22 protein-coding genes, 1 pseudogene and 1 other annotated feature are annotated in these 25,109 nt (G+C 60.2%); of the genes and pseudogenes, 5 read left to right on the plus strand and 18 right to left on the minus strand.

The window, feature by feature from the left end; genetic code table 11:
• Positions 1 to 85: 85 nt before the first annotated feature.
• Positions 86 to 552 (minus strand): annotated as a pseudogene (locus tag NAV27_RS12585) (transposase); the annotation flags it as partial.
• Positions 146 to 277, minus strand: a sequence feature (AL1L pseudoknot). It overlaps the preceding pseudogene by 132 nt.
• 109 nt (positions 553 to 661) lie before the next feature.
• Entirely contained in the window at positions 662 to 1,018 is a 357-nt protein-coding gene (queD, locus tag NAV27_RS12590; RefSeq protein ID WP_102828657.1) for a 6-carboxytetrahydropterin synthase QueD, read from the minus strand.
• A 209-nt stretch (positions 1,019 to 1,227) separates the two neighbouring features.
• Between queD and NAV27_RS12595 the strand changes: the two genes are divergently transcribed.
• Positions 1,228 to 2,544: a Na+/H+ antiporter family protein gene (locus NAV27_RS12595; RefSeq protein WP_102828656.1), complete on the plus strand. Its 1,317-nt coding sequence runs from the start codon at positions 1,228 to 1,230 to the stop codon at positions 2,542 to 2,544.
• 127 nt (positions 2,545 to 2,671) lie between these two features.
• Positions 2,672 to 3,742 (plus strand): AI-2E family transporter, encoded by a 1,071-nt coding sequence (locus tag NAV27_RS12600; protein ID WP_102828655.1) that lies wholly within the window; start codon positions 2,672 to 2,674, stop codon positions 3,740 to 3,742.
• Between the two features lie 57 nt (positions 3,743 to 3,799).
• Here the strand turns inward: NAV27_RS12600 and NAV27_RS12605 are convergent, their stop codons facing one another.
• The 11 genes from NAV27_RS12605 to NAV27_RS12655 all read right to left on the minus strand — a co-directional run bounded on the left by NAV27_RS12605 (position 3,800) and on the right by NAV27_RS12655 (position 17,319).
• A complete protein-coding gene (locus NAV27_RS12605; RefSeq protein ID WP_102828654.1) occupies positions 3,800 to 5,794 on the minus strand; it encodes a PhoX family protein in 1,995 nt (664 codons plus the stop codon).
• Between the two features lie 174 nt (positions 5,795 to 5,968).
• Positions 5,969 to 7,564, minus strand: coding sequence for an isocitrate lyase (locus tag NAV27_RS12610; protein ID WP_102828653.1), 1,596 nt, complete (start codon positions 7,562 to 7,564; stop codon positions 5,969 to 5,971).
• 484 nt (positions 7,565 to 8,048) lie between these two features.
• Positions 8,049 to 8,858: a secretin N-terminal domain-containing protein gene (locus NAV27_RS12615; RefSeq protein WP_102828652.1), complete on the minus strand. Its 810-nt coding sequence runs from the start codon at positions 8,856 to 8,858 to the stop codon at positions 8,049 to 8,051.
• Positions 8,855 to 9,484, minus strand: coding sequence for a DUF7931 domain-containing protein (locus NAV27_RS12620; RefSeq protein WP_102828651.1), 630 nt, complete (start codon positions 9,482 to 9,484; stop codon positions 8,855 to 8,857). Before NAV27_RS12620 ends, NAV27_RS12615 begins: the two co-directional genes overlap by 4 nt.
• An 8-nt stretch (positions 9,485 to 9,492) precedes the next feature.
• On the minus strand, positions 9,493 to 9,918 hold the full coding sequence (locus NAV27_RS12625) for a GNAT family N-acetyltransferase (protein WP_102828650.1): 426 nt from the start codon (positions 9,916 to 9,918) through the stop codon (positions 9,493 to 9,495).
• Entirely contained in the window at positions 9,911 to 11,077 is a 1,167-nt protein-coding gene (locus NAV27_RS12630; RefSeq protein ID WP_102828649.1) for a ribosomal protein uL16 3-hydroxylase, read from the minus strand. Before NAV27_RS12630 ends, NAV27_RS12625 begins: the two co-directional genes overlap by 8 nt.
• A gap of 77 nt (positions 11,078 to 11,154) precedes the next feature.
• Positions 11,155 to 12,525, minus strand: a complete 1,371-nt coding sequence (gene purB / locus NAV27_RS12635) for an adenylosuccinate lyase (RefSeq protein WP_102828648.1) — start codon at positions 12,523 to 12,525, stop codon at positions 11,155 to 11,157.
• Between the two features lie 163 nt (positions 12,526 to 12,688).
• Positions 12,689 to 13,324 (minus strand): high frequency lysogenization protein HflD, encoded by a 636-nt coding sequence (hflD, locus tag NAV27_RS12640; protein WP_102828647.1) that lies wholly within the window; start codon positions 13,322 to 13,324, stop codon positions 12,689 to 12,691.
• Positions 13,321 to 14,451 (minus strand): tRNA 2-thiouridine(34) synthase MnmA, encoded by a 1,131-nt coding sequence (gene mnmA / locus NAV27_RS12645; protein WP_146029395.1) that lies wholly within the window; start codon positions 14,449 to 14,451, stop codon positions 13,321 to 13,323. The genes hflD and mnmA overlap by 4 nt, the downstream gene beginning before the upstream one ends.
• Before the next feature lie 72 nt (positions 14,452 to 14,523).
• Positions 14,524 to 14,964, minus strand: a complete 441-nt coding sequence (locus NAV27_RS12650) for an NUDIX hydrolase (protein ID WP_102828646.1) — start codon at positions 14,962 to 14,964, stop codon at positions 14,524 to 14,526.
• A 129-nt stretch (positions 14,965 to 15,093) separates the two neighbouring features.
• A complete protein-coding gene (locus NAV27_RS12655; RefSeq protein ID WP_102828645.1) occupies positions 15,094 to 17,319 on the minus strand; it encodes an NADP-dependent isocitrate dehydrogenase in 2,226 nt (741 codons plus the stop codon).
• Positions 17,320 to 17,679: 360 nt separating this feature from the next.
• On the opposite strand from NAV27_RS12655, the gene icd reads away from it, so the two are divergent.
• A complete protein-coding gene (gene icd / locus NAV27_RS12660; protein WP_043299078.1) occupies positions 17,680 to 18,936 on the plus strand; it encodes an NADP-dependent isocitrate dehydrogenase in 1,257 nt (418 codons plus the stop codon).
• 126 nt (positions 18,937 to 19,062) lie between these two features.
• Here the strand turns inward: icd and cspD are convergent, their stop codons facing one another.
• Positions 19,063 to 19,323, minus strand: coding sequence for a cold shock domain-containing protein CspD (gene cspD, locus NAV27_RS12665; RefSeq protein ID WP_008570789.1), 261 nt, complete (start codon positions 19,321 to 19,323; stop codon positions 19,063 to 19,065).
• Positions 19,324 to 19,537: 214 nt separating this feature from the next.
• On the opposite strand from cspD, the gene clpS reads away from it, so the two are divergent.
• Entirely contained in the window at positions 19,538 to 19,897 is a 360-nt protein-coding gene (clpS, locus tag NAV27_RS12670; protein WP_102828644.1) for an ATP-dependent Clp protease adapter ClpS, read from the plus strand.
• 28 nt (positions 19,898 to 19,925) lie between these two features.
• Positions 19,926 to 22,196 carry an ATP-dependent Clp protease ATP-binding subunit ClpA gene (gene clpA / locus NAV27_RS12675; protein ID WP_102828643.1) on the plus strand — a complete coding sequence of 757 codons (2,271 nt, stop codon included), beginning with the start codon at positions 19,926 to 19,928 and terminating at the stop codon, positions 22,194 to 22,196.
• Between the two features lie 114 nt (positions 22,197 to 22,310).
• Here clpA and infA read toward each other — a convergent pair whose 3' ends face one another.
• From infA to trxB, 4 genes are all read right to left on the minus strand, one after another.
• A complete protein-coding gene (gene infA, locus NAV27_RS12680) occupies positions 22,311 to 22,529 on the minus strand; it encodes a translation initiation factor IF-1 (RefSeq protein WP_002553999.1) in 219 nt (72 codons plus the stop codon).
• 99 nt (positions 22,530 to 22,628) lie between these two features.
• Entirely contained in the window at positions 22,629 to 23,336 is a 708-nt protein-coding gene (locus tag NAV27_RS12685; protein ID WP_102828642.1) for an arginyltransferase, read from the minus strand.
• Between the two features lie 52 nt (positions 23,337 to 23,388).
• Entirely contained in the window at positions 23,389 to 24,069 is a 681-nt protein-coding gene (gene aat / locus NAV27_RS12690) for a leucyl/phenylalanyl-tRNA--protein transferase (protein ID WP_102828641.1), read from the minus strand.
• Between the two features lie 36 nt (positions 24,070 to 24,105).
• Positions 24,106 to 25,053 (minus strand): thioredoxin-disulfide reductase, encoded by a 948-nt coding sequence (trxB, locus tag NAV27_RS12695; protein WP_008570798.1) that lies wholly within the window; start codon positions 25,051 to 25,053, stop codon positions 24,106 to 24,108.
• Positions 25,054 to 25,109 lie beyond the last annotated feature (56 nt).

Consider the following 25,109-nt stretch of genomic DNA (forward strand, 5'->3'; position numbering starts at 1 on the left):
TGCGAAAGAAATGCTGCGTGACTATTTCGAGCCGCGCGCCGCGATGCGGGTCAGGTTTACGAGGGCACCAATGTGTCGTCGCGCCGGCACGGCAGGAGCGCAGAGCAGGGTTACGAAGTTGGGCCGCGTGCCTGCGGTAACCGGACGGGGCGGTTTGCAAGACACGGCAGATCGGCTCGCCCCCGAGACGGTCACGATGCTGATCGACAAATGCCCTCAGGACTTGGTGCAGCGCAGGAAAGCCTGCCCGTCGGGCTCCGCCTGGGCAAAATACGCACTGGCCAGGCACAGAATCTCGTTGGCTTTGCGCAGCTCGCGATTTTCGCGTTCCAAGGCTTTGATGCGTTCACGCTCTTCACTGGTCGGCCCAGGACGTTGGCTGGCGTCGGTCTGTTGGCGACGAATCCAGCCATGCAGGGGTTGCGCTGCACAGCCAATCTTCGGGGCAACGGCTCGATGGCCGCCCACTCGGGCGGGAGTCGTTCAGGTGCTCAGAACCATGCGCACGGCACGTTCACGGACTTCAGGGGAGTAGGTCGTAGCCTTTCTCATGGCCTCTCATCTTCTCAAGAGTTGAGGCCTCCACGAAACCCGGGGCGATTCAGTATCTACGAAACTAGGGGCGATTCAATGCTACGAACATAAGGATCCCTGCAAGAGATCACTCACCGCTATATTCGCAGCCACTGGTGCAGGTTTCGTGGATACGTATGCGCGAGAGCTCTGGAAGGAGCGGTTTTAGTTCGTTCCAGATCCATTTAGCGAGATTTTCGCTGGTTGGATTTTCGAGGCCCGCAATGTCGTTGAGATAGTTGTGATCGAGCCGCTCATAGATGGGGCGAAAGATCGCTTTGAGCTCGCTGAAATCCCGAATCCAGCCGGTAAATGGGTCTACTTCGCCAGCAATATAGATGGCCACACGAAAAGAATGTCCATGGAGGCGTCCGCATTTGTGACCGGTGGGCACATTCGGAAGCCGATGAGCAGATTCGAAAGTGAACTCTTTGAAAATTTCCACAAGAAACTCGCTAAATGATGAGCCGACAATCTGATGATTTTACTGCCTTTACTGGGGGCCGTCGCGAATAGCCGACCAGCTTGGTCCAAAGTGCTAAGGAGCTTGACGGGTAGGGCTGGCGCTCAAATGTGCGAGCTGGACACGGATAATGCGTTATTGCAGAGTACGCCCCTTTCTCTCAAGTCTGGCTCGCGTAACGGTGAAGTTTGATGAATGCAGTGGTGGTTGCGGTCGGCGTCATGCTGATCTTGAGTTTGTGCCGAGTGCACGTTGTGGTTGCGTTAATCGCCGGTGCGCTGTGCGGTGGGCTTCTTGGTGGATTGGGCATCGAGTCCACGCTTGCCGCATTCAATAAAGGACTTGGAGGGGGCGCAACGGTTGCGCTGTCGTACGCGCTGTTGGGAGCATTCGCCGTGGCCATCGGCAAGAGCGGTCTCGCTCATGCGTTGGCTGACAAGGCGCTGATGATGGTCGGAAACCGGACGGCCCATACTGGGCAGTCCGTCAAATGGATAGTGATTGCCTTGTTGCTGGTGGTTGCGATCTCTTCCCAGAATATTTTGCCTATTCACATCGCTTTCATCCCGCTGCTGGTTCCGCCCTTATTGTCTGTGATGTCCAGTTTGCGCATCGACCGTCGTTTGATCGCATGTGTGCTGGCTTTTGGGTTGATCACGCCTTACATGTTTTTACCGGTTGGTTTTGGCAACATTTTCCTCAACGAGATACTGCTCGCCAACGTTGCGAAAGGTGGCGTGGACGTATCTGGTGTAAAGGTGACGGAGGCGATGCTGATCCCGGCGCTTGGGATGGTCGCTGGGCTGATCATCGCCTTCTTCAGTTATCGCAAGCCGCGTGATTACGATCTGAGCCGAATAGACGCGGTGGAGCGGGTCAATGCAACCTACAGCCCCGTCACACTGCTCGTAGCGGCAATTGCCATTGGTGCTGCGTTCATTGTGCAGCTGTGGCTGGATTCGATGATTATCGGTGCGCTTGCCGGGTTCGTGATCTTCTCCGCCTCCGGTGTGGTGCGTTGGCGTGAGGCGGACGACCTCTTCACCGAGGGTATGAAGATGATGGCCATGATCGGCTTCATCATGATTGCTGCGGCGGGGTTCGCCGAGGTCATGCGAGAGACCGGTCAGGTGAAATCGCTGGTAGACGCCTCCGCCGCGTGGATTGGCGACAGCAAGGCTGTGGCTGCGCTGCTGATGCTATTGGTTGGCCTTTTAGTAACCATGGGTATCGGTTCGTCGTTCTCGACGGTACCGATTATTGCGGCGATCTTCGTGCCGCTAGGGGTGGAGCTGGGTTTCAGCCCGCTTGCGATCGTGAGCCTGGTGGGCACGGCGGGCGCATTGGGCGACGGTGGCTCTCCCGCGTCGGATTCGACCCTGGGGCCGACCGCTGGCCTCAACGTCGACGGCCAGCACAACCATATCTGGGACACTGTGGTTCCAACGTTTCTCCACTACAACTTGCCGCTGCTCGCCTTTGGCTGGGTGGCGGCAATGATCCTGTGATTCGATAGGATCGAACGAAGAGGGCAGGGTAATTCCTGCCTTTCTTTTTTGCTCGAATAGAAAAGCTGCGCACTCGCCAATCCGTATGTTGACTAACTGGATAGCACAACGAATTTCTGGGTGAGGCATGATCAAATCGACGCTCGAGCAGAAGACATTCCTCGTATTACTGGTGCTGGTTTCCCTGGCATTCGGATGGATCCTCCTGCCGTTCTATGGCGCGGTGTTCTGGGCAGCGGTGCTTGCCATACTCTTCTCGCCATTGCAGCGCCGACTGCAGCAGCGCTTCGTAGGGCGCCCGAATGTCGCCGCATTGCTGACTTTACTGATATGTCTGTTGGTGGCGGTTATTCCGGTAATCGTTATTGCCGGAATGCTAGTGCAAGAAGGTGCTGCGCTATACCAGCGCATCGAGACCGGCGAGCTGGATGTCGGTAGTTACCTGGCACAGCTGAAGTCAATGATGCCGGATGGTCTGCAAGCACAGCTCCAGCGATTCGGCTTCGGCGATCTCGACAGCCTGCGGGAAAAACTTTCCAGCGGTGCGTTGGAAGGCAGTCAGTTTCTAGCGACGAAAGCATTTAGCTTTGGGCAGGGTACGTTTCAGTTTCTGGTGAGCTTCTGCGTGATGCTCTACCTGCTGTTCTTCTTCATTCGCGACGGGCGTGAGCTGGTGTTGCGGATTCGGCAGGCGCTGCCGCTAAGCGATACCCAGAAACGACGCTTATTCAATAAGTTCACCCGAGTGGTGCGTGCCACTGTGAAGGGCAATGTCATTGTCGCGATCACACAGGGCGCGCTCGGCGGAGTGATCTTCGCGGTGCTCGGCATATCCGGTGCCCTGCTCTGGGCAGTATTGATGGCGTTCCTGTCACTGCTTCCCGCCGTAGGTGCCGGGTTGATCTGGACGCCCGTCGCGATCTACTTCCTATTCAGCGGCGCAGTCTGGCAGGGGGTGGTTCTGATCCTGTATGGGGTAATGGTCATCGGCTTGGTGGATAACATCCTTCGTCCGATCCTGGTGGGCAAGGACACCAAGATGCCGGATTACCTTGTCCTGATTTCCACCCTCGGCGGGCTCGCTCTGTTTGGGCTGAATGGCTTCGTGATCGGGCCACTTATCGCAGCGTTGTTCATCTCATCGTGGGGGCTATTTACCAATGGCGATCGGCCTCGAGGTTCAGCCGATACGCGCTAATGAGCGCCGAGCTGTTCAATCAAGGACCGGCGGAGCCGGCCTTGATCTGGGTGCGCCTTACATCAGTCGTTTACCGTCCTTGCGGCTGATGATGACCGTTGCAGAACGCGGCCGCAGGCCCGGGCCATCAGGCCAGCTGCTGCTGTAATTACCCGGTGTAGAACCCTCACCTGGATGCTGGATGTTCACGAACAGCGTGCGGAAATCGGGCGTTGCGGTGATGCCGGTCACCTCCGCGCCTAGCGGCCCGACCAGGAAGCGCTTGGTTTCCCCGGTTCTGGGATCGGATACCAGCATCTGATTGTTACCGAACGGGCCCGATTTCAGCTGGCTGCCGCTCATGTCGGTCTGGATCCAGAGCCGGCCTTCGTCATCGAACCACAGCCCATCCGGACTGGCCAGGATGTTGCTGTCGTCCAGAGTTCGGCCCTTCGGCGTTCTGCTGTCGCCCTGTGGGCCGGCCATCAGGTAGATGTTCCAGCGAAAGCGGGTTCCCGCGTAGTCGCGGCTTTCTTCCGACCAGCGAATGATATGACCGTAAGGATTGGGAGCGCGCGGATTGGCCGCATCGGCCTCGCTACGCGCGCTGTTGTTGGTGAGGGTGAAATAGACATCACCGTTATCCGGATGAACGGCACCCCATTCCGGGCGATCCATTCGCGTGGCGCCGGCGATGTCGGCAGCCAGACGGGTGTTGATCAGTACTTCGCCCTGATCGGCAAAGCTCACGCCGGCCGCTGCGCAGGCCTGCTGAAATGCCGGGTCGTCAATGTCCAACGCCAGCCAGTCGCCGCTGCCATCTGCATTGAAGCGCGCTACGTAGAGCGTTCCCGCATCCAGCAGACGACCATCGCTACGCAGCGGGCGGTAGCGGTCACGGCTGACATACTTGTAAATGTATTCGTTCTGCGAGTCGTCACCGGAGTAGCACACCAGCGGGCGACCCGGTTTGACAGGCGCAAACACCAGCCCTTCGTGCGCAAAGCGGCCGAGCGCGGTGCGTTTTACCGGCATGGCGTCCGGATCGAACGGATCAATCTCCACGATCCAGCCGAAGGTGTTCGGCTCGTTGCGATAGTCGGACTGCGTATCGGTGCCGCGGCGTGTCGCATCGAAACGCTGAAACTCATCGCCAGCGATGGTCTCCCAGGCATAGCGGCTGGTATCACGTACGCCGTAACGGCTGAGTTCACGCGGTAGCTCACTGTCCTGGCTGGCAAAGTAACCGGCCCAGTTCTCTTCGCAGGTCAAATAGGTGCCCCACGGGGTAAAGCCGTTCGCGCAGTTGTTCAGTGTGCCGCGGGTCGAGGTGCCGCTCGGGCTGTAGCGGGTTCGCAGCAAGGCATGCCCCTTGGCGGGGCCTTCAATCCGCATGGGGGTGGCGCCGGTGATGCGGCGATTGCGGGCAGATGGCAGTACGGACCAATCGCCGCGTACGCCGCGACGGATCTCCACTACGGATACCCCGTGCGCATTGATTTCCTTACGGACTTCGTCGACTACGGTGCGCTTGCCGTCGACCACGGTCGGCCCGTTAGGGTGCAGCAGCGGCGCATCGATGTACTCGTGATTCACCACCAGCAATCCGTGATCGCTCTGGTGCCCGCCGTATTTGGCGTTGATTGGGAAGAAATGCATGCCATCGTGATGCATGCCGGTCTGGTGTGCCTGGTCCTCGGCGCTGTTGCTGGCGTCCTCCAGATAGGCCGGATAGCGCCCGCTGATAGGTGTGCCCCATGGGATGAACGTCGTTGCGGTGTATCCCGGCGGGACGCTGATGCCATCGTGGCGAGTAACTGGAACCGCTGAAAATGGAAGCCGATTGCGGCGTTTCAGCGGAAAATCCTTGAGCCGCTCTGCCGATTGGCCGGCGGCCTGGACTGCGCCCGGAAGTGTCGCCCCCAAGAAGGCCAGCGCGCCTAGCGAGGCGCCACCCGCCAGCACTTGGCGGCGGCCGAGGTTGATCACATCCTGAATATGGGTGTTCCCGGAACGGTTGCTGGGTAGCTCATCGCCGTTACCGAAAAGAATATTGTCGTTGTCAGTGCTCACGTCGCGTTCCCTGAGTCGATTGACGGAATCCTGACTCTAGTTTCGTCGTGAGACAGCTATATGACACCGCTCCCGTAGGGCGACGAACAACATGAACGCCCGAAACGCAAAGGCCCCGGCTATATGCCGGGGCCTTTGCTACACCGCAGCCTGTTGCCAGGCTGAAACCGTTCCTTAGTGGAACTGGTTCATGGTGTTGTCTTTACCGCTCGCCTTCAGAGCTGCTTCGCCAGCGAAGTACTCTTTGTGGTTGTCGCCGATGTCCGAACCAGCCATGTTCTGGTGCTTGACGCAGGCGATGCCCTGACGCAGTTCTTCACGCTGAACGCCCTTCACGTAGGCCAGCATACCCTGGTCGGCGAAGTAGCCCTTGGCCAGGTTGTCGGTGGACAGCGCGGCGGTGTGGTAGGTCGGCAGCGTGATCAGGTGGTGGAAGATACCGGCGTTAGCGGAGCCGTCCTTCTGGAAGGTACGGATCTTCTCGTCTGCAATCTTAGCCAGCTCGGTTTCGTCGTACTCGACGCTCATCAGCTTGGCGCGATCATAGGCAGAAACGTCCTTGCCTTCGGCAACGAATGCATCGAACACCTGCTGACGGAAGTTCAGAGTCCAGTTGAACGACGGGCTGTTGTTGTAGACCAGCTTGGCGTTCGGAATCACTTCGCGGATGCGGTCAACCATGCCCTTGATCTGGCCAACGTGCGGCTTCTCGGTTTCGATCCACAGCAGGTCGGCGCCGTTCTGCAGGCTGGTGATGCAGTCCAGGACGCAGCGATCTTCGCCGGTGCCCTTGCGGAACTGGAACAGGTTGGACGGCAGACGCTTCGGACGCAGCAGCTTGCCGCCACGGTTGATGACGACGTCGCCGTTGCCCAGGTCGGAGGCAGCAACTTCTTCGCAGTCCAGGAACGAGTTGTACAGGTCGCCCAGGTCGCCCGGCTCTTTGGTCACGGCGATCTGCTTGGTCAGGCCGGCACCCAGGGAGTCGGTACGAGCAACGATCACGCCGTTGTCGATACCCAGCTCAAGGAAGGCGTAGCGGACGGCAGCGATCTTGGCGAGGAAGTCGGCATGCGGAACGGTCACTTTGCCGTCCTGGTGGCCGCACTGCTTCTCGTCGGAAACCTGGTTCTCGATCTGGATGCAGCAAGCACCGGCTTCGATCATGCGCTTGGCCAGCAGGTAGGTAGCTTCCGGGTTACCGAAGCCAGCGTCGATGTCGGCGATGATCGGGACGATGTGGGTTTCGTAGTTGTCGATCTGGTTCTGGATTTCAGCAGCCTTGGCGCTGTCACCGGCTTCGCGAGCGGCGTCCAGGGCGGTGAACAGCAGGTCCAGTTCGCGGCTATCGGCCTGACGCAGGAAGGTATACAGCTCTTCGATCAGGTTGGAGACTGCGGTCTTCTCGTGCATCGACTGGTCCGGCAGCGGGCCAAACTCGGAGCGCAGAGCGGCAACCATCCAGCCGGACAGGTAGAGGTAGCGCTTGTTGGTGGTCTTCAGGTGCTTCTTGATGGAGATCAGCTTCTGCTGACCGATGAAGCCATGCCAGCAGCCCAGCGACTGGGTGTAGACGGACGAGTCGGCATCGTACTCGGCCATGTCCTTGCGCATGATGTCGGCGGTGTACTGAGCGATTTCCAGACCGGTCTTGAAGCGGTTCTGGGCGCGCATGCGGGCCACGGATTCCGGGTTGATAGCGCTCCAGCTGCTGCCGAACTTCTCTTTCAGGGCGGCAACTGCCTTGATGTCGTCTTGATATGCGGACATGGTCAATCCTTCATAGATGTGAATTTGGTTGAGCACCGACTTTCCCACCAAAAACTGCGTGCTAACGGATCAATGCGAGCAACACGCGGCAGAGCGTCGAACTGCGACCAGGACGAGGATTGAAACCGAGGAGGAGGGCATGGACACGATCACCGGGCTGGCTCTTGGTTGCGAAGCTCCCGGTTGGCGTGGCTGCCGTGGGGCTCGACAACGTCGAGACTACAGTCTGACTGATACGTTAATCGCTTCCCCGTCCCTCAGGACGACTCGTTCCAGTCGCAACCTCGTCAGTCCGCCTTGTGGGCAGTACAGTCACGGAGCGGCTCGGCTGGTTGGCTGGAGCGCGCCCCGGAGACCCTTTCCAGAGCCTCTGGTTAGCGGGAGCGGGGCAATGATGCGCTGCCGGGAAAGTCTCGTCAATCATTTGTAGTGTTTTTTTTGTGGCACTACAAAAGCGGGGCGCGGCCACTTGCGCGCAGCGCTGTTACTCCAGTACGTCGACTTTCAGTCGCAGCGAAAGGTCTTGCTGGCCCTGCGTGCTGTAGCGTCGCAAGGTGCCGTCGTGTTGTGACGAGGCGCTTTCGTCGATGCCGCCCAGGCTGATCCATTCGCCAACGCGACCACTGACGCGGGTATCGGCGAGCTGTGTTTCGATCACATTCGGGTTCATCTGATTGACGCGATCACGGTTGCTGCTGACGGTGATCTGAACGCGATCGCCGATGAGATTGGCCGTCACGTAGAAGCCGCGGGTGACGTCGCGATACTGCGTCTGCTGGTAGATCCGGCCGTAGCCGTCGGTGCCACTGGTGGTCAGCGGTACGCTCTGGCCGACCTGGATCAGCGCCGGATAGCCCTCACTGGTCTGGATCTGCTGGATGCCGCCCTCCTGACTGCTGGTCGAACGCCGGATGATGCGCACCTGGTCGCGACCATGGCGCTCGCCACGGCCCGTCTCGAACTCGACATCCCCGGCACGGATCGAACCATCCACGCTGTAGCCGCTGGCGTTGCCAGCAGCCGAATCCTGGGTGTCGACACTGATAAGCAGGCGCTTGGGTTCGCTGTCGAGCTGCTCGAGTACCTGCCGAAGTTCCGTGATCGCTGCTTGCGGCGCATTGACGATCAACTGATTGCCGTAAGCGTTGACCCGGCCCTGCTCACCGATCACCGATTGAGCTACCGGCAGGACATCCTCAGCCATCCGGTATTGCAGCGGAATGACCTCAGTGGCGGCGTGCAATGGCAGGCAGACGGCCAGCGCGAGTGCGGCAAGATGGCGGCGTACGGTCATAGCAGAAAGCTCCGCAGGTTGGCATCGGACAGGCTGCGTTCCCAGGCCTGGTCGAAGCTCGACTGGCTCAGACGGACCCGCGCCGGGTTGTTGTACAACGCATACCCGTTATGGGGATCGCGATGGGGACGTATCAGCAGGCCGCTTTTGTCCGCGATCAGATAGGTGTCCTCTTCGCGCGGATACTCGGGATTGACCTTGCGAATCTCGGCATTGCTGCTGAGGCGCCTGACCAGCGTCAGCAGGCGGTGACCGCTCTGCGCCGCCCGGGTGGAGTCCTCGATGAGGATGCGCAACCGGTTGCGCGGGTGCGCCAGCAGAAAGCGCGTGCAGGCCTGCTGAATACTGCTGTGGTGAAACAGCCAGGGCTCTAGGTCGGGGCTGTAGAGACACAGGTTGCGCTGCGCCTGCTGGAAGAACGCCAGCGCGTGAGCGCGCACCTTGTCGGGGCTACTGAAATGCTGCACGTCGGCGTCCTCGCCGAGCCGCGCCGACGCGGGCTGCCAGGGCGTCGGCTGCGGCTGGTCCGGCAGCGGATTATGCACGTCGAATCGCCCTGGCGATTGGAAGTCGATGACCAGCGGCTCGCCTGTATCGTCCCGGTCATCCTTGGCGTTGTCGTGCATGACGAACCTCAGTGGCTCTTGCGCAGCATGTCCACGTGGGGGATGCCGGCTTCGAGAAACTCCTCGCTGACGATCTCGAAACCCAGTCGCTCGTAGAAGCGGGTCGCGTGCACCTGAGCGGTGAGTTTCTGTTCACGCAGGCCACGGCGTTCGGCTTCGGCGATTACTGCCTGCATCAGCGCGTCGCCCACATTCATTCCACGCCAGTCGCGCAGAACGGCGACCCGACCGATCTGGCCGTCCGCGAGCAGCCGTGCGGTACCGATGGCGTAACCGTCCTCGAGCGCAAGGAAATGCACGGCCTCGACGTCGTCGGCATCCCATTCCTGCTCCGGAGGGACGGCCTGTTCGGCGATGAACACCGCTTCGCGTATGCGCCGCAGGTCGGCGTTGTCCTTCTGCCAATCGGCGATGCGTACTTGGATGTTATTCATCAGCGAACTCCAGGCTTCCCTGTTTGATCAATTCCTGCAGCAGCTTACGCCCGTCGTCATCGCCAAGCCACGGAGCAAGATTGTCCTCGTGCAGAGCGTCGGCCGAGCAGATCAGCTTGAGCAGATCGCGCAGTTGAGCGGGCAGCAGACGACTCTGGCCGCTGGCGAACAGCAGCAGCCCGAGATCGATCTCACTCCAGGCCATGCGCGCCGCGGGATTGCGTACCAGCACGGCGCCATCGGCGAGCGCCGTGCGCAGGTCCTGCTCGGTCAGTTCGACGCCTTCGATCCGCTCGGGATAGCGTGGCTCGGTCATGAACTGGCCGAACCAGGTCAGCAGCAGACGCTCGTCGCCCATGTGCTCGGCCAGCAGCGCTTTCAGACGCTCCAGCGCGTCGCTCTGAATCTGGTAGGGATCGTCGCTCGGTTGCAGATCGGCGTCACCGTAGCGTTCTTCGTCCGGCAGGAACTGGGCGAGGAAATCGGTAAAGTGGGTCAGTACCTCAGCGGCGCTGGGCGCGCGGAAGCCTACCGAAAAGGTCATGCAGGCATCTTCTGCCGTGCCGAAGTGCGCCAGGCGCGGCGGCAGGTACAGCATGTCGCCGGGCTCCAGAACCCATTCGTCGGTGCCCTGGAAGTCGGCGAGAATACGCAAGTCGCCATGTTCGAGCAGCGCGCTGTCGCTGTCGCACATCTGGCCGATGCGCCAGCGCCGCTGGCCGTGGGCCTGCAGCAGGAACACGTCGTAGTTGTCGAAATGCGGGCCGACGCCGCCACCTGGCGCGGCGTAGCTGATCATCACATCGTCGATGCGCCAGTTCGGGAGAAAGCGGAACTGCTCGAGCAGCTCAGCGACCTCGGGTACCAGCTGATCGACGGCCTGGACCAGCAGCGTCCAGTCACGCTCGGGCAGCTGCTGGTAGGTGTCCTCGGCGAATGGGCCGCGGCGCAGCTCCCACGGGCTGTCACCATGCTCGATGACCAGGCGCGACTCGACTTCCTCCTCGAGGGAAAGACCGGCCAGCTCGTCCGGCGAGATGGGGCTTTGAAAATCCGGGATGGCCTGGCGGATCAGCAGCGGCTTCTTCTGCCAGTAGTCACGGAGAAACTCCCGCGCGCTGAGGCCGCCCAGGATTTGAAGTGGAACATCAGAAGTCATGCGTAACACCTTGCTCTATATGCAGAGCTGCAAATAAAAACGCCCGGCGCAGCCGGGCGTGCGTATAGGGAAATCGCTCAGATGCGCTTGGCCTGATCGCCGGCGTTGCCGATGTAGCTGGCCGGAGTCAGTTTGCGCAGTTCGGCCTTGGCTTCGGCCGGAATCTGCAGCGCGTCGATGAAGGTCAGCAGGGCGTCCGGAGTGATGCCCTTGCCGCGGGTGAGATCCTTGAGTTTTTCGTAGGCGTTTTCCACGGCATAGCGACGCATGACGGTCTGCACCGGCTCGGCCAGCACTTCCCAGCAGTTGTCCAGGTCGTCGGCGATGCGCGCAGCGTTCAGCTCCAGCTTGCCGATGCCCTTGAGGCTGGCTTCGTAGGCGATGACGCTGTGGGCGAAGCCCACGCCCAGATTACGCAGGACCGTGGAGTCGGTCAGGTCGCGCTGCCAGCGGGAGATCGGCAGTTTGCTGGCCAGATGCTGGAAGATGGCGTTGGCGATGCCGAGGTTGCCTTCGGAGTTTTCGAAGTCGATCGGGTTGACCTTGTGCGGCATGGTCGAAGAGCCGATCTCGCCGGCCACGGTCTTCTGCTTGAAGTAACCGAGGGAGATGTAGCCCCAGACATCGCGGTCGAAGTCGATGAGGATGGTGTTGAAACGCGCGATGGCGTCGAACAGCTCGGCGATGTAGTCGTGTGGCTCGATCTGGGTGGTGTAGGGGTTCCAGGTCAGGCCCAGGTCCTGCTCGATGAATTCGCGGGCGTTGGCTTCCCAGTCCACCTGCGGATAAGCGGACAGGTGCGCGTTGTAGTTGCCCACGGCGCCGTTGATCTTGCCCAGCAGGGGTACTTCGCTGACCTGCTTGATCTGTCGCTCCAGGCGGTACACCACGTTGGCCAGCTCTTTGCCGAGCGTGGTCGGCGAGGCGGGCTGACCGTGAGTGCGAGAGAGCATCGGCACGTCGGCGAACTTGACGGCCAGTGCGCGAATCGCCTCGGCAATCTGGCGCATCAGCGGCAGCAGTACCTGGTCGCGGCCTTCGCGCAGCATAAGCGCATGGGACAGGTTGTTGATGTCCTCGCTGGTGCAGGCGAAGTGAATGAATTCGTTGACGGCGGCCAGTTCCGGCAGCTGCTTGGCCTGCTCCTTGAGCAGGTACTCGACGGCTTTCACGTCGTGATTGGTGGTGCGCTCGAACTCTTTGACGCGCTCGGCATGTTCCAGCTGGAAATTCTCCGCCAGCTTATCCAGCAGCGCGTTGGCTTCGGCAGAGAACGGCGCGACTTCCGGGATGCCCGGGTGGGCCGCCAGACGCTGGAGCCAGCGCACTTCGACCTGGACACGGCAACGGATCAGGCCGAATTCGCTGAAGATCGGGCGCAGGGCGCTGGTTTTGCCGGCATAGCGGCCATCGACGGGGGAAACCGCCGTGAGCGAGGAAAGCTGCATAGAGGGCATTCTCGGACAGTCGGGCAACGAAAAGGGCGCAGATTATACACGAAAGCGCCGCCCGCCGGACCGCCCGCGCGGATGAATGCGCGCTCCCGAACGACTTTCGTCTGCCGGCGCTGCCGACAGCGAAACCGCTGTGGTTGGGGCGATCAGCGTGCCGTCAGTGGATATCGGTCTGCGAGCGGACCTTGGGATACAGCGCATCGAGCAGTTTGCGTCGGCTGATAATCATCTGCCAGCGATGCCCGCCAAGTTGCCGCCATAGGCGGGCCGAGCGGATGCCGGACAGCAGCAGCGCGCGAATTTTCGCGGCGTTGTCCGGCTGCTGCAGGTGGCGCATGTCGCCTTGCACCTGAATGCGCTGGCGGAAGGTGCTCAGAGTGTCCTGATACAGGCCGCCGAATGAGGCGATGACATTTTCATGCGTCAGGCCGAAGTGCTCGACCTGTTGCTGGATCTGATCGAGCCGGCTACCGATGACCTGCAGCATGTCGCCACGCTTGTCCAGCTGACGCTCGAGACCGACCATCGCCAGGGCGTAGCGCAGCGGTTCGCGTTGCAGGCTGCTGCTGTCGCGCTCCAGCGCACCGACCAGGGCGCGATAGCCGTCGCGCAGATTGAGGTCGTCGCCGCCGTAGATTTCCAGTGTCGTCTGCGGGTTGCGTGCCAGCAGACTGCCGAGCATGCAGGCAACCTGTGCGGTGGGAGCCTGGCCAGTGCGGGCGATACGATCGACCAGCACGGCAGCCTCGAAGACGGCGCCGAGCGCGATCAGTTGCTCTTCGACGGCGCTCATGGGTGGGCTCCTTCGAACCAGGGTTCGGCGCGCTCAATCACGCCGCCGCCCAGGCAGATTTCGCCATCGTAGAAGACCACGGACTGGCCAGGGGTCACGGCGCGCTGCGGAGCGTCGAAGACCACCCGGTAGCCCTGTGCAGTTTTCTCCAATGTGCAGCCTTGGTCTGCCTGGCGGTAGCGCACCTTGGCGGTCAGTCGGCGCGGGGCGCTGATATCCAGCGGGTTGACCCAATAGATTTCCGAGGCGAGCAGAGCGCGGGAAAACAGCCAGGGGTGATCGTTGCCTTGGCCGACGATCAGCACGTTACGTTGCAGGTCCTTGCTGAGCACATACCAGGGTTCGTCCGAGGCGTCCTTGAGTCCGCCGATGCCGAGGCCCTGGCGTTGACCGATGGTGTGGTACATCAGACCGTGGTGGCGGCCGATGACTTCGCCGTCGATGGTTTCGATGTTTCCCGGCTGAGCGGGAAGATACTGCTTGAGGAAATCGCTGAAACGGCGCTCGCCGATGAAGCAGATGCCGGTGGAATCCTTTTTCTTCGCCGTGGCTAATCCGTATTTCTCGGCGATTGCCCGCACGGCAGGCTTTTCCAGTTCGCCGACGGGGAAGAGTGTCTTGCCCAGTTGGGCGCCGCCGACGGCGTGCAGAAAGTAACTCTGGTCCTTGTTCGGATCCAGGCCCTTGAGCAGCTCGCTGCGTCCGTCCACGTCGCGGCGACGTACATAATGGCCGGTAGCGATCAGGTCGGCGCCGAGCATCAGGGCATAGTCGAGGAACGCCTTGAACTTGATTTCGCGGTTGCAGAGGATGTCCGGGTTGGGCGTGCGTCCGGCCTTGTACTCGGCGAGGAAGTGCTCGAAGACGTTGTCCCAGTATTCGGCGGCGAAATTGGCGGTGTGCAGTTTGATGCCGATCCTGTCGCATACGGCCTGTGCGTCGGCGAGATCTTCCTTGGCGGTGCAGTACTCGGTACCGTCGTCTTCCTCCCAGTTCTTCATGAACAGGCCTTCTACCTGATACCCCTGTTCGAGCAGCAGAAGGGCGGAAACGGAGGAGTCCACGCCGCCGGACATGCCGACAATGACGCGGGTGTTTTCCGGGGCGGTGATGGCTGAAGCAGGCATAGGGATTTCGCTGGCGGGATCTGCAAAAAGGACCGGATTCTAACAGGCTGCCGAACACATGTTGAAATCGTGTCAGTCGCGAACGACGTCCAGTGCGTGTATCGGGCCACGCAGATAGTCGTCGATGCAGCGCAGGACGAGTTCACTGCGCCAGCGCCCGGGTTGCGCGGCCAGCTCATCGCGGCTGAGCCAGGTGGCCGCGACGATGCCGTCATCCAGCTCGCGTTGCGGATCGTGCCGGATCGCCTTGGCGGTGAAGCAGACGCGCTGGTAGGTCACACCATTGCTCGGTGCGGTGTAGAGATAGATGCCGGTCACGCCGGTAAGCTCCACGTCCCAGCCGGTTTCTTCGAGCGTTTCCCGTATCGCGGCCTGACGCAGGGTTTCGTTGGCCTCCAGATGGCCGGCGGGCTGGTTGAGCACCAGGCGTCCGGCCTTCAGTTCCTCGACGAGAAGGAAACGACCTGAATCCTCGATGATCGTGGCCACGGTTACATGGGGGCACCAGTCCATAAAAATTCCTCGTATGAGACTGTGCGAGCGTAACAGTCGCAACAGTCGCTGGCGGGTGTAAAACGGAAAAACCCCGGCGCGAGGGCCGGGGTTTTCCTTGAGCGGGCCGGGGTCGGCCCGCGCCTTCCTTTAACGCAGCGCTGCGAGCGCGTTGTTGAAGGTCTGGCTCGGACGCATGACCTTGCTGGTCAGCTCCGGGTTGGAGCGGTAGTAGCCGCCGATATCGACCGGCTTGCCCTGCGCGGCGTTGAGTTCGGCAACGATGGTCGCTTCGTTCTCGGTCAGCGTTTTGGCCAGCGGAGCAAAGCGTGCCTGCAGCTCGAGATCTTCGGTCTGCGCGGCCAGTTCCTGAGCCCAGTACATTGCCAGATAGAAGTGGCTGCCACGGTTGTCCAGCTCACCCGTCTTGCGCGACGGCGACTTGTTGTTGTCGAGCAGCTTGCCGGTCGCTGCATCCAGCGTCTTGCCCAACAGCTTGGCTTTCGCGTTGTTGGTCTTGATGCCGGTTTCTTCCAGGGATACCGCCAGCGCCAGGAACTCGCCGAGCGAATCCCAGCGCAGGTGGTTCTCTTCGATCAGCTGCTGCACATGCTTGGGGGCCGATCCGCCGGCGCCAGTTTCGTACATGCCGCCGCCGGCCATCAGCGGAACGATGGACAGCATCTTGGCCGAAGTACCCAGTTCCATGATCGGGAACAGGTCGGTCAGGTAGTCACGCAGTACGTTGCCGGTTACCGAGATGGTGTCACGGCCACGGATCATGCGCTCCATGCTGACGCGGATGGCTTCGTTGTAGCCCATGATGCTGATATCCAGGCCGCTGAGGTCGTGCTCTTTCAGATACTTCTCGACCTTCTTCTGCAGTTCGCGGTCGTGGGCGCGCTCCGGGTCGAGCCAGAAGATTGCCGGGGTGTTGGACTGACGGGCGCGGGTAACGGCCAGCTTGACCCAGTCGCGGATCGGCGCGTCCTTGGTCTGGCAGGCGCGCCAGATATCGCCTTTCTCGACTTCGTGCTGCATCAGCACGGTGCCGTCGGCCAGTACGACGCGCATGGTGCCGTCGGCGGTCATCTCGAAGGTCTTGTCGTGCGAGCCGTATTCTTCAGCCTGCTGGGCCATCAGGCCAACGTTCGGCACGCTGCCCATCGTCACCGGATCGAATGCGCCGTTGGTTTTGCAGAAGTTGATCATCTCCTGGTAGATGCGGGCGTAGGTGCTTTCCGGCATTACCGCTTTGGTGTCCTTCTGCTTGCCATCCTTGCCCCACATCTGGCCGGAGTTGCGGATCATGGCCGGCATCGAGGCATCAACGATGACGTCGCTCGGAATGTGCAGGTTGGTAATGCCTTTGACCGAGTCGACCATCGCCATTTCCGGACGGTGGCTGTATACCTCGTGGATGTCGTGCAGGATTTCTTCCTGCTGCGAGGCAGGCAGCGATTTGATCTTGTCGTAGACGCTGCTGATGCCGTTGTTCGGGTTGACGCCCAGTTCGTCGAACAGCTTGCCGTATTTGTCGAACACGTCTTTGTAGTAGACGCTGACGGCGTGGCCGAAGACGATCGGGTGGGAAATCTTCATCATCGTGGCTTTGACGTGCAGGGACCACATCACGCCGGTTTCCTTGCAGTCCTGCAGGGTGTCTTCGAAGAAGTCCCGCAGTTTCTTGCAGCTCATGAACATGCCGTCGAGCACTTCGCCCTCGAGCAGGGAGAGTTGTTTCTTGACCTGAACCTGACCGTCCTTGCCGACGAACTCAAGGCGCACGTCACCAGCCTTCTCCATCGTGATGGATTTCTCGCTGGAGAAGAAGTCGCCACCGCGCATGTAGTCGGCATGCGACTGCGAAGCCTTGCTCCACTTGCCCATGGAGTGCGGGTGCTTGCGCGCATACGCTTTGACGGCCGCAGGGGCACGACGGTCGGAGTTGCCTTCACGCAGCACCGGGTTGACGGCGCTGCCGAGCACCTTGCCGTAGCGTGCGCGAATTTCTTTCTCGGCGTCGGTCTGCGGATCTTCCGGATAGTTCGGTACGTTGTAGCCGAGTGCCTGTAGCTCAGCGATGGCCGCCTTGAGCTGGGGGACCGAGGCGCTGATGTTCGGCAGTTTGACGATGTTTGCATCCGGCTGCATGGTCAGCTCGGCGAGGGCGGCGAGACTGTCCTCGACGCGCTTGTCGGCGTCCAGGTGGTCGGCAAAATTCGCAAGGATGCGCCCTGCAAGAGAGATGTCGCTGGTTTCGACGGCGATGTCTGCGGAGGCGGCGAACGCTTCGACGATAGGCAGAAGCGAGTAGGTGGCGAGAGCAGGGGCTTCGTCGGTGAAGGTGTAGATGATCTTCGAACGGGTGGGCATATCGTGTTGACTCTCTTCTTTGCTGGGCGTGCTCAAATCCTCGAAATGCGCAGGTAGGCGCTATGGCTCTCCGTTTCGTCGAGCCGGAAGTCAAGGGTTCGCCGCGGTGATGTTGGGTGCATCAGTAGAGTGTGGAGCATTTGATCCGTCAGGCCGCGGTAGCAGTGCGACGGCTTCAAGAAGCGGCGTCTCGATACGGACAGGCGCTCCTTATGACTCGTTAGTCACCTACGCAGTATACCATCGTGCCGGTACGTCGAAGAATGTCGTCGCATAAGACGAACGAACATGTGGTCTGGCTGGATTCAAGTGGGTTAACCTCGGGCGCTGACCATTGTCAACCACGAAACGGAGTCCAGCATGGGATACCAAAAGATCCAGGTGCCAGCCAGCGGTGACAAAATCACCGTCAATGCCGATAACACTCTGAATGTTCCCGATAACCCGATCATTCCTTACATCGAGGGCGACGGCATTGGTGTCGATATCAGCCCGGTGATGATCAAGGTCGTCGATGCTGCCGTCGAGAAAGCCTATGGCGGGAAGCGCAAGATCGCCTGGATGGAAGTGTTCGCCGGCGAGAAGGCCACCCAGGTTTATGATCAGGATACCTGGCTGCCGAAAGAGACGCTGGAGGCCGTTCGTGACTATGTCGTATCCATCAAGGGGCCGCTGACCACGCCTGTTGGCGGTGGTATTCGTTCGTTGAACGTGGCTCTGCGTCAGGAGCTCGACCTGTACGTCTGTCAGCGCCCGGTACGCTGGTTCACTGGTGTGCCCAGCCCGGTGAAGAAGCCTGGCGACGTCGATATGGTGATCTTCCGTGAGAACTCGGAAGACATCTATGCGGGCGTCGAGTGGAAGGCGGGTTCGCCTGAGTGCGAAAAGGTGATCAAGTTCCTCACCGAGGAAATGGGGGTCAAGAAGATCCGCTTTACCGAGAACTGTGGCATCGGCATCAAGCCGGTATCGCTCGACGGCACCAAGCGTCTGGTTCGCAAGGCCCTGCAGTATGCCGTGGACAACGACCGCAGCTCGGTGACCATCGTCCATAAAGGCAACATCATGAAGTTCACCGAAGGTGCCTTCAAGGAATGGGGCTACGAAGTGGCGCGGGACGAATTCGGTGCCGAACTGCTCGATGGTGGTCCGTGGATGCAGTTCAAGAACCCGAACACTGGCAAAAACATCGTCGTTAAAGACGCGATTGCCGACGCCATGCTGCAGCAGATTCTGCTGCGTCCGGCTGAGTATGACGTGATCGCTACCCTCAACCTGAATGGCGACTATCTATCCGATGCTCTGGCGGCTGAGGTGGGGGGCATCGGTATCGCGCCGGGGGCCAACCTTTCCGACACGGTCGCCATGTTCGAAGCCACTCACGGTACTGCGCCGAAGTATGCCGGTCAGGACAAGGTTAACCCTGGTTCGCTGATCCTCTCCGCAGAGATGATGTTGCGTCACATGGGCTGGATCGAGGCGGCCGATCTGATCATCAAGGCAACCGAGGGCGCCATTGCTGCGAAAACCGTCACCTACGATTTCGAGCGTCTGATGGAGGGCGCGCAATTGATGTCCTGCTCGCAGTTCGGCGATGCGATGATCAAGCACATGTAATCAGCTGCCCGAAAAGGCACTCACTGAGCCGGGCCGCCTGTGGGCAGGTCCGGTTCAGTGCGAGCCTTTCGGTGGCAAAAACAAAAAGGCCGATCATGGATCGGCCTTTTTGCGTTCGGCTGGTGCTCAGGCGTCTACCGGAGTGGCGGCCTGAATTGTCGGAGCTGCGACATCCGCCGACACCTGCTGAGGTCGGATATCTGTTGCGTGAAGGCCCTTCGGACCCTGCAGGATATTGAACATGACTGCTTGCCCAGCTTTGAGTGTCCGATAGCCTTCCATCTGGATGGCGGAGTAGTGGGCGAACAGGTCCTCATCACCGCCGTCTGCTACGATGAAACCGTAACCTTTGGCGTTGTTGAACCACTTGACCTTACCGCTTAGCATGCTGTTGTCCCTCTGCAAAGGAGTCCACTAGTGGAGTAACATCCATTTCATTCCGCGCTTGCAGCCTTGGGCCTTCATTGCGCGCAACCCATTTGCCCGATATAGGCACTTACTGTTTGTATCATCGTTTTGCCGATAGTCAAGGCGACTCGTCAGCTGGCTGTTAGCCCGTTCATTTACCTGGCCTCGGCGCCACGACCAGAACCGTATCCGCATGCGTGCATTTGCTCAGATTCGACTAACATTCAATCAGGATTCCGACCGAGAAGAGGGCGATGCTTCCGGCTTGGCCGTGCAGGAAGCCAAGCCGGAATTGAAGGCACCACCGATGTATAAGGTGGTCATGTTCAATGACGACTACACGCCAATGGATTTTGTCGTCGAGGTGCTGGAAGGCATCTTCAATCACAATCGGGAAGTGGCGACGCGGATCATGTTGGCTGTGCACACGGAGGGTCGCGCGGTGTGTGGTATGTACACACGAGACGTGGCTGAAACCAAAGCGCTGCAAGTCAATCAATATGCAAGGGAATGCCAGCACCCGCTGCTTTGTGAGATCGAGAAGGACGGTTAACTCCGATTGCTGGGGAAGAGGTGAAGCTATGTTGAACCGTGAGCTCGAAGTCACTCTGAATCTGGCTTTCAAAGAGGCCCGCGCCAAGCGTCATGAATTCATGACGGTCGAACACCTCCTGTTGGCTTTGCTGGACAACGAAGCAGCCGCAACGGTCTTGCGTGCGTGCGGTGCCAGTCTGGACAAGTTGCGGCGTGATCTGCAGGAATTCATCGATTCCACCACGCCCCTGATTCCTCCGCACGATGAGGAGCGGGAGACGCAGCCTACGCTTGGATTCCAGCGTGTTCTGCAGCGTGCAGTTTTTCATGTGCAAAGTTCCGGCAAGCGCGAAGTCACCGGTGCCAATGTGCTGGTGGCCATCTTCAGCGAGCAGGAAAGTCAGGCGGTATTCCTCCTCAAACAACAGAATGTGGCCCGCATCGATGTGGTCAATTACATCGCGCATGGAATCTCCAAGGTTCCTGGCAACGCGGGGAATCCTGAGAACGATGCCGAGATGCAGGATGACGAGGGGGGCGATTCGGCCGCCACGAGCAATCCGCTGGATGCCTATGCCAGCAATCTCAATGAGCTAGCGCGCCAGGGGCGGATAGATCCTTTGGTAGGGCGCGAGCACGAGGTCGAGCGCGTCGCGCAGATTCTCGCGCGTCGTCGCAAGAACAATCCGCTGCTGGTAGGTGAGGCCGGCGTCGGTAAAACCGCCATTGCCGAGGGGCTTGCCAAGCGAATCGTCGACAATCAGGTTCCGGACCTGTTGAGCGACAGCGTCGTGTACTCACTCGATCTCGGTGCGCTGCTGGCGGGCACGAAGTATCGCGGTGATTTCGAGAAGCGCTTCAAGGCATTGCTGCACGAACTGCGCAAGCGGCCGCAGGCCATTCTTTTCATCGACGAAATCCACACCATTATTGGCGCCGGAGCGGCATCGGGCGGTGTGATGGATGCGTCCAATCTGCTCAAGCCGCTGCTTTCCTCCGGCGAGATTCGTTGCATTGGCTCGACGACGTTCCAGGAGTTTCGCGGGATCTTCGAGAAGGATCGCGCGCTGGCCCGACGCTTCCAGAAAGTCGATGTATCGGAGCCCTCGGTGGAAGATACCGTGGGCATCCTGCGCGGCCTGAAGGGGCGTTTCGAGCAGCATCACCACATCGAATACAGCGACGAGGCGCTTCGGGCCGCGGCCGAGCTGGCTTCGCGTTACATCAATGATCGTCATATGCCCGACAAGGCGATCGATGTCGTCGACGAGGCCGGTGCGTTCCAGCGTCTGCAGCCCGAGGAGCGCCGGGTGAAGCTGATCGATGTCCCGCAAATCGAGGACATCGTTGCCAAGATTGCGCGCATTCCTCCGAAGCATGTGAGCAGTTCCGACAAGGAGCTGCTGCGTAACTTGGAGCGTGATTTGAAGCTCACGGTATTCGGGCAGGATGATGCTATCGATTCGCTCGCAACCGCGATCAAGCTTTCACGTGCCGGATTGAAGGCGCCTGACAAGCCGGTTGGTTCGTTCCTTTTCGCCGGCCCGACAGGTGTCGGCAAGACCGAGGCAGCCAGGCAGTTGGCTCGGGCGCTGGGGATCGAGCTGATTCGATTCGATATGTCTGAGTATATGGAGCGGCATACGGTGTCGCGTCTGATTGGTGCGCCTCCGGGGTATGTCGGTTTCGACCAGGGTGGTTTGCTGACCGAGGCCATTACCAAGCAGCCGCACTGCGTGCTGTTGCTCGACGAGATCGAGAAGGCGCATCCCGAGGTCTTCAATCTGCTGCTGCAGGTCATGGACCACGGCACGCTGACCGACAACAACGGGCGCAAGGCTGATTTCCGCAATGTGATCATCATCATGACCACCAATGCGGGAGCGGAAACCGCTGCACGAGCCTCCATTGGCTTCACCCTGCAGGATCATGCTTCGGATGCGATGGAGGTCATCAAGAAGAGCTTCACGCCGGAGTTCCGCAACCGCCTGGATACTATTATCCAGTTCGGTCGGCTGAGCCATGACGTTATCAAGAGCATCGTCGACAAGTTCCTCATCGAGTTGCAGGCGCAACTTGAGGACAAACACGTGACGCTCGAGGTCACCGACGCTGCGCGGGGCTGGTTGGCTGAGCACGGTTACGATGCGCGTATGGGCGCGCGTCCGATGGCTAGGCTGATTCAGGACAAGATCAAGCGCCCGCTGGCGGAGGAGATTCTCTTCGGGGAGTTGGCCGAGCACGGCGGCATCGTGCATGTCGATATGCGTGACGGCGAGCTGTTTTTTGACTTCGAGACGACTGTCGAACTGGCTTGATCGATAACCTTGGCGAGCGCCTGGCTTCGGCCGGGCGTTTTGCTTTTCGGATTACCGATTGATCTGCAGATACAAAAAAGCCCGGAAAGACCGGGCGTTTTTCTCGCGACTCGCTTAGCGAGCGCGGTAGGTGATGCGCCCCTTGCTCAGATCGTAGGGGGTCAGCTCCACGCGAACCTTATCACCGGTAAGAATCCGGATGTAGTTCTTGCGCATCTTTCCGGAGATGTGCGCAGTAACGACGTGCCCATTTTCCAACTCCACGCGAAACATGGTGTTAGGTAGGGTGTCGACGACAGTACCTTCCATTTCGAAGCTGTCTTCTTTCGACATTCAGTAAAGTCCTCGATATATCAAGAAGAGCCCGGTGCAAGCACGCCCAGGCAAAAGCGGCAAGCATTGTGCCCGAAATGGCAGGATGAGCCAAGGGCTTCAGCTGAGCGTCACCCAGCGCTGGTTGACCAGCAGCTCGATGGGGCGGTACTCGGTCTTGTAATTCATCTTGCGGCAGTTCTTGATCCAATAGCCTAAATAGACCGCTTTCAGGCCGAGGCGAGCGGCTTCGCCGATCTGCCAGAGGATGGCATAGCGGCCCAGGCTGCGCCGTTCGTCCGAGGCATCGTAGAAGGTGTACACCGCCGACAGGCCGTTGGGCAGCACGTCGGTGACTGCCAGGGCCTTCAGGAGGCCATCGAGACGAAACTCATAGAATCGGCAGAACGACAGGTCGCGAACGAGAAACGTGTTGAACTGGTCGCGGCTCGGGGGGTACATGTCGCCGTCGGCGTGGCGTTTCTCGATATAGCTGGCGTAAAGCGCGTAATACTCCTCGGTGAACGCCGGCTTGACGGGTCTGACCTGCAGGTCGGCGTTTCGCTTGAGGATGCGCCTCTGCTGACGGCTCAGATTGATGCCTGTGGCCGGAATGCGCGCCGGAATACAGGCCGAACAGCGCTGGCAGTGAGGGCGATACAGGTGATCGCCGCTGCGCCGAAAGCCCATCTCCGAGAGTTCTGCGTAGACCTGCACATCCATGGGCTGGCTGGGGTCGAGAAACAGCGTGGTTGCCTGCTCGTCGGGCAGGTAACTGCAGGGGTGCGGCTGGGTCGCATAGAACTTGAGGCGGGCCAGGGAAGTCATGGTCAACTCTCGCAAATCTTGCGATCAGTGTAGGTCAGCTTGTCATGGCCGACTAGGCGCTCCAGTCGGCTTGGCTGGGCTGATCGATATATGTCGCGAGCGCCTGCGCAAACGTCGCGCGCCGTATTGCTCTGGCGCCGAAACTGGCCAGATGCTGCGTTGGCATCTGGCAATCGATCAGTTCGAAACCCCAGTCGCGCAAATGCTCGACCAGGGTCGCGAAGCCCACTTTCGAGGCGTCTGTGGCGCGGCTGAACATGGATTCACCGAAGAACAGGCGACCAAGGGCCAATCCATAGAGCCCGCCGACCAGTTCGTCGTTGCGCCAGACTTCCACGGAGTGTGCAACGCCCATGTCATGGAGTTCGCAATAGGCGAGTTGCATCTCGCGGGTGATCCAGGTGCCGTCGGCGTAGCTGCGCGGCGCCGCGCAGCTTTCGATCACAGCGCGAAACGCCTGATCGAAGGTGACTCGATAGGTGCCCTGGCGCATGCGCTTGCGCAGACTCCGCGAAACATGCAGTTCGTGCGGATAAAGCACCGTTCGCGGGTCGGGGGACCACCACAGCAGCGGCTGACCCTGTTGATACCAGGGGAAGCAGCCGTGACGATACGCGGCGAGCAGGCGTTGTGGGCTCAGATCGCCGCCGGCCGCCAGCAAGCCGTTGGGTTCACGTAGCGCCTTTTCCAGTGGGGGGAAGGCGACTGAATCGCGTTGCAGCCAAGTCAGCATAGGGGGAGAGGGCGGGGCGACAGCCCCGCCGAAGGATCAATTATCGAGAAACTTTTCGGCGTCCAGCGCGGCCATGCAGCCAGCGCCGGCAGAAGTGATCGCCTGGCGGTAGACATGATCGGCCACGTCGCCCGCGGCGAACACGCCTGGAATGCTGGTGCAGGTGGCATCGCCGTCACCGCCGCCCTTGATCTTCAGGTAGCCATCCTTCATGTCGAGCTGTCCCTGGAACAGATCGGTGTTGGGTTTGTGGCCGATGGCGATGAATACTCCAGTCAGATCGAGCGTCGATTCCTCACTGGTCAACGTGTTCTTCAGGCGTACGCCGGTGACGCCGCTGGCATCGCCCAGAACTTCCTCGAGGGTATGGTTCCAGTGCAGGCGGATATTGCCGTTGGCGGCCTTCTCCATGATCTTGTCCTGCAGGATCTTCTCCGAGCGCAGCTTATCCCGGCGGTGGATCAGGTGGACTTCCTTGGCGATATTCGACAGGTACAACGCCTCTTCGACGGCAGTATTGCCGCCGCCGATCACGGCGACCACCTGATTGCGATAGAAGAAACCGTCGCAGGTCGCGCAAGCGGATACGCCGCGCCCGGAGAAGGCCTCTTCGGAGGGGAGGCCGAGATACTGCGCGGAGGCGCCCGTGGCGATGATCAGCGCATCGCAGGTATAGGTGCCACTGTCACCCTTGAGCGTGAAGGGACGCTGCTGCAACTGTGCGGTATGGATGTGATCGAAGACGATCTCGGTGTCGAAGCGCTCGGCGTGCTTCTGCATGCGAACCATCAGGTCCGGCCCTGTGAGACCCTCGACGTCACCGGGCCAGTTGTCGACTTCGGTGGTGGTCGTCAGCTGGCCGCCGGGCTGGATGCCGGTGATCATCAGCGGCTTCAGGTTGGCGCGCGCGGCGTACACCGCAGCGGTATATCCGGCAGGGCCCGAGCCGAGAATGATCAGACGCGAATGCTTGACTTCACCCATAAAAAGCCCTCATAAGCCTTTGTTGCGAATAGAGAAGCGTGCTCCAGTCGAGCCGC

Origin of the sequence: Stutzerimonas degradans (assembly GCF_024448505.1) — a bacterium.
Lineage (GTDB): Bacteria > Pseudomonadota > Gammaproteobacteria > Pseudomonadales > Pseudomonadaceae > Stutzerimonas > Stutzerimonas degradans.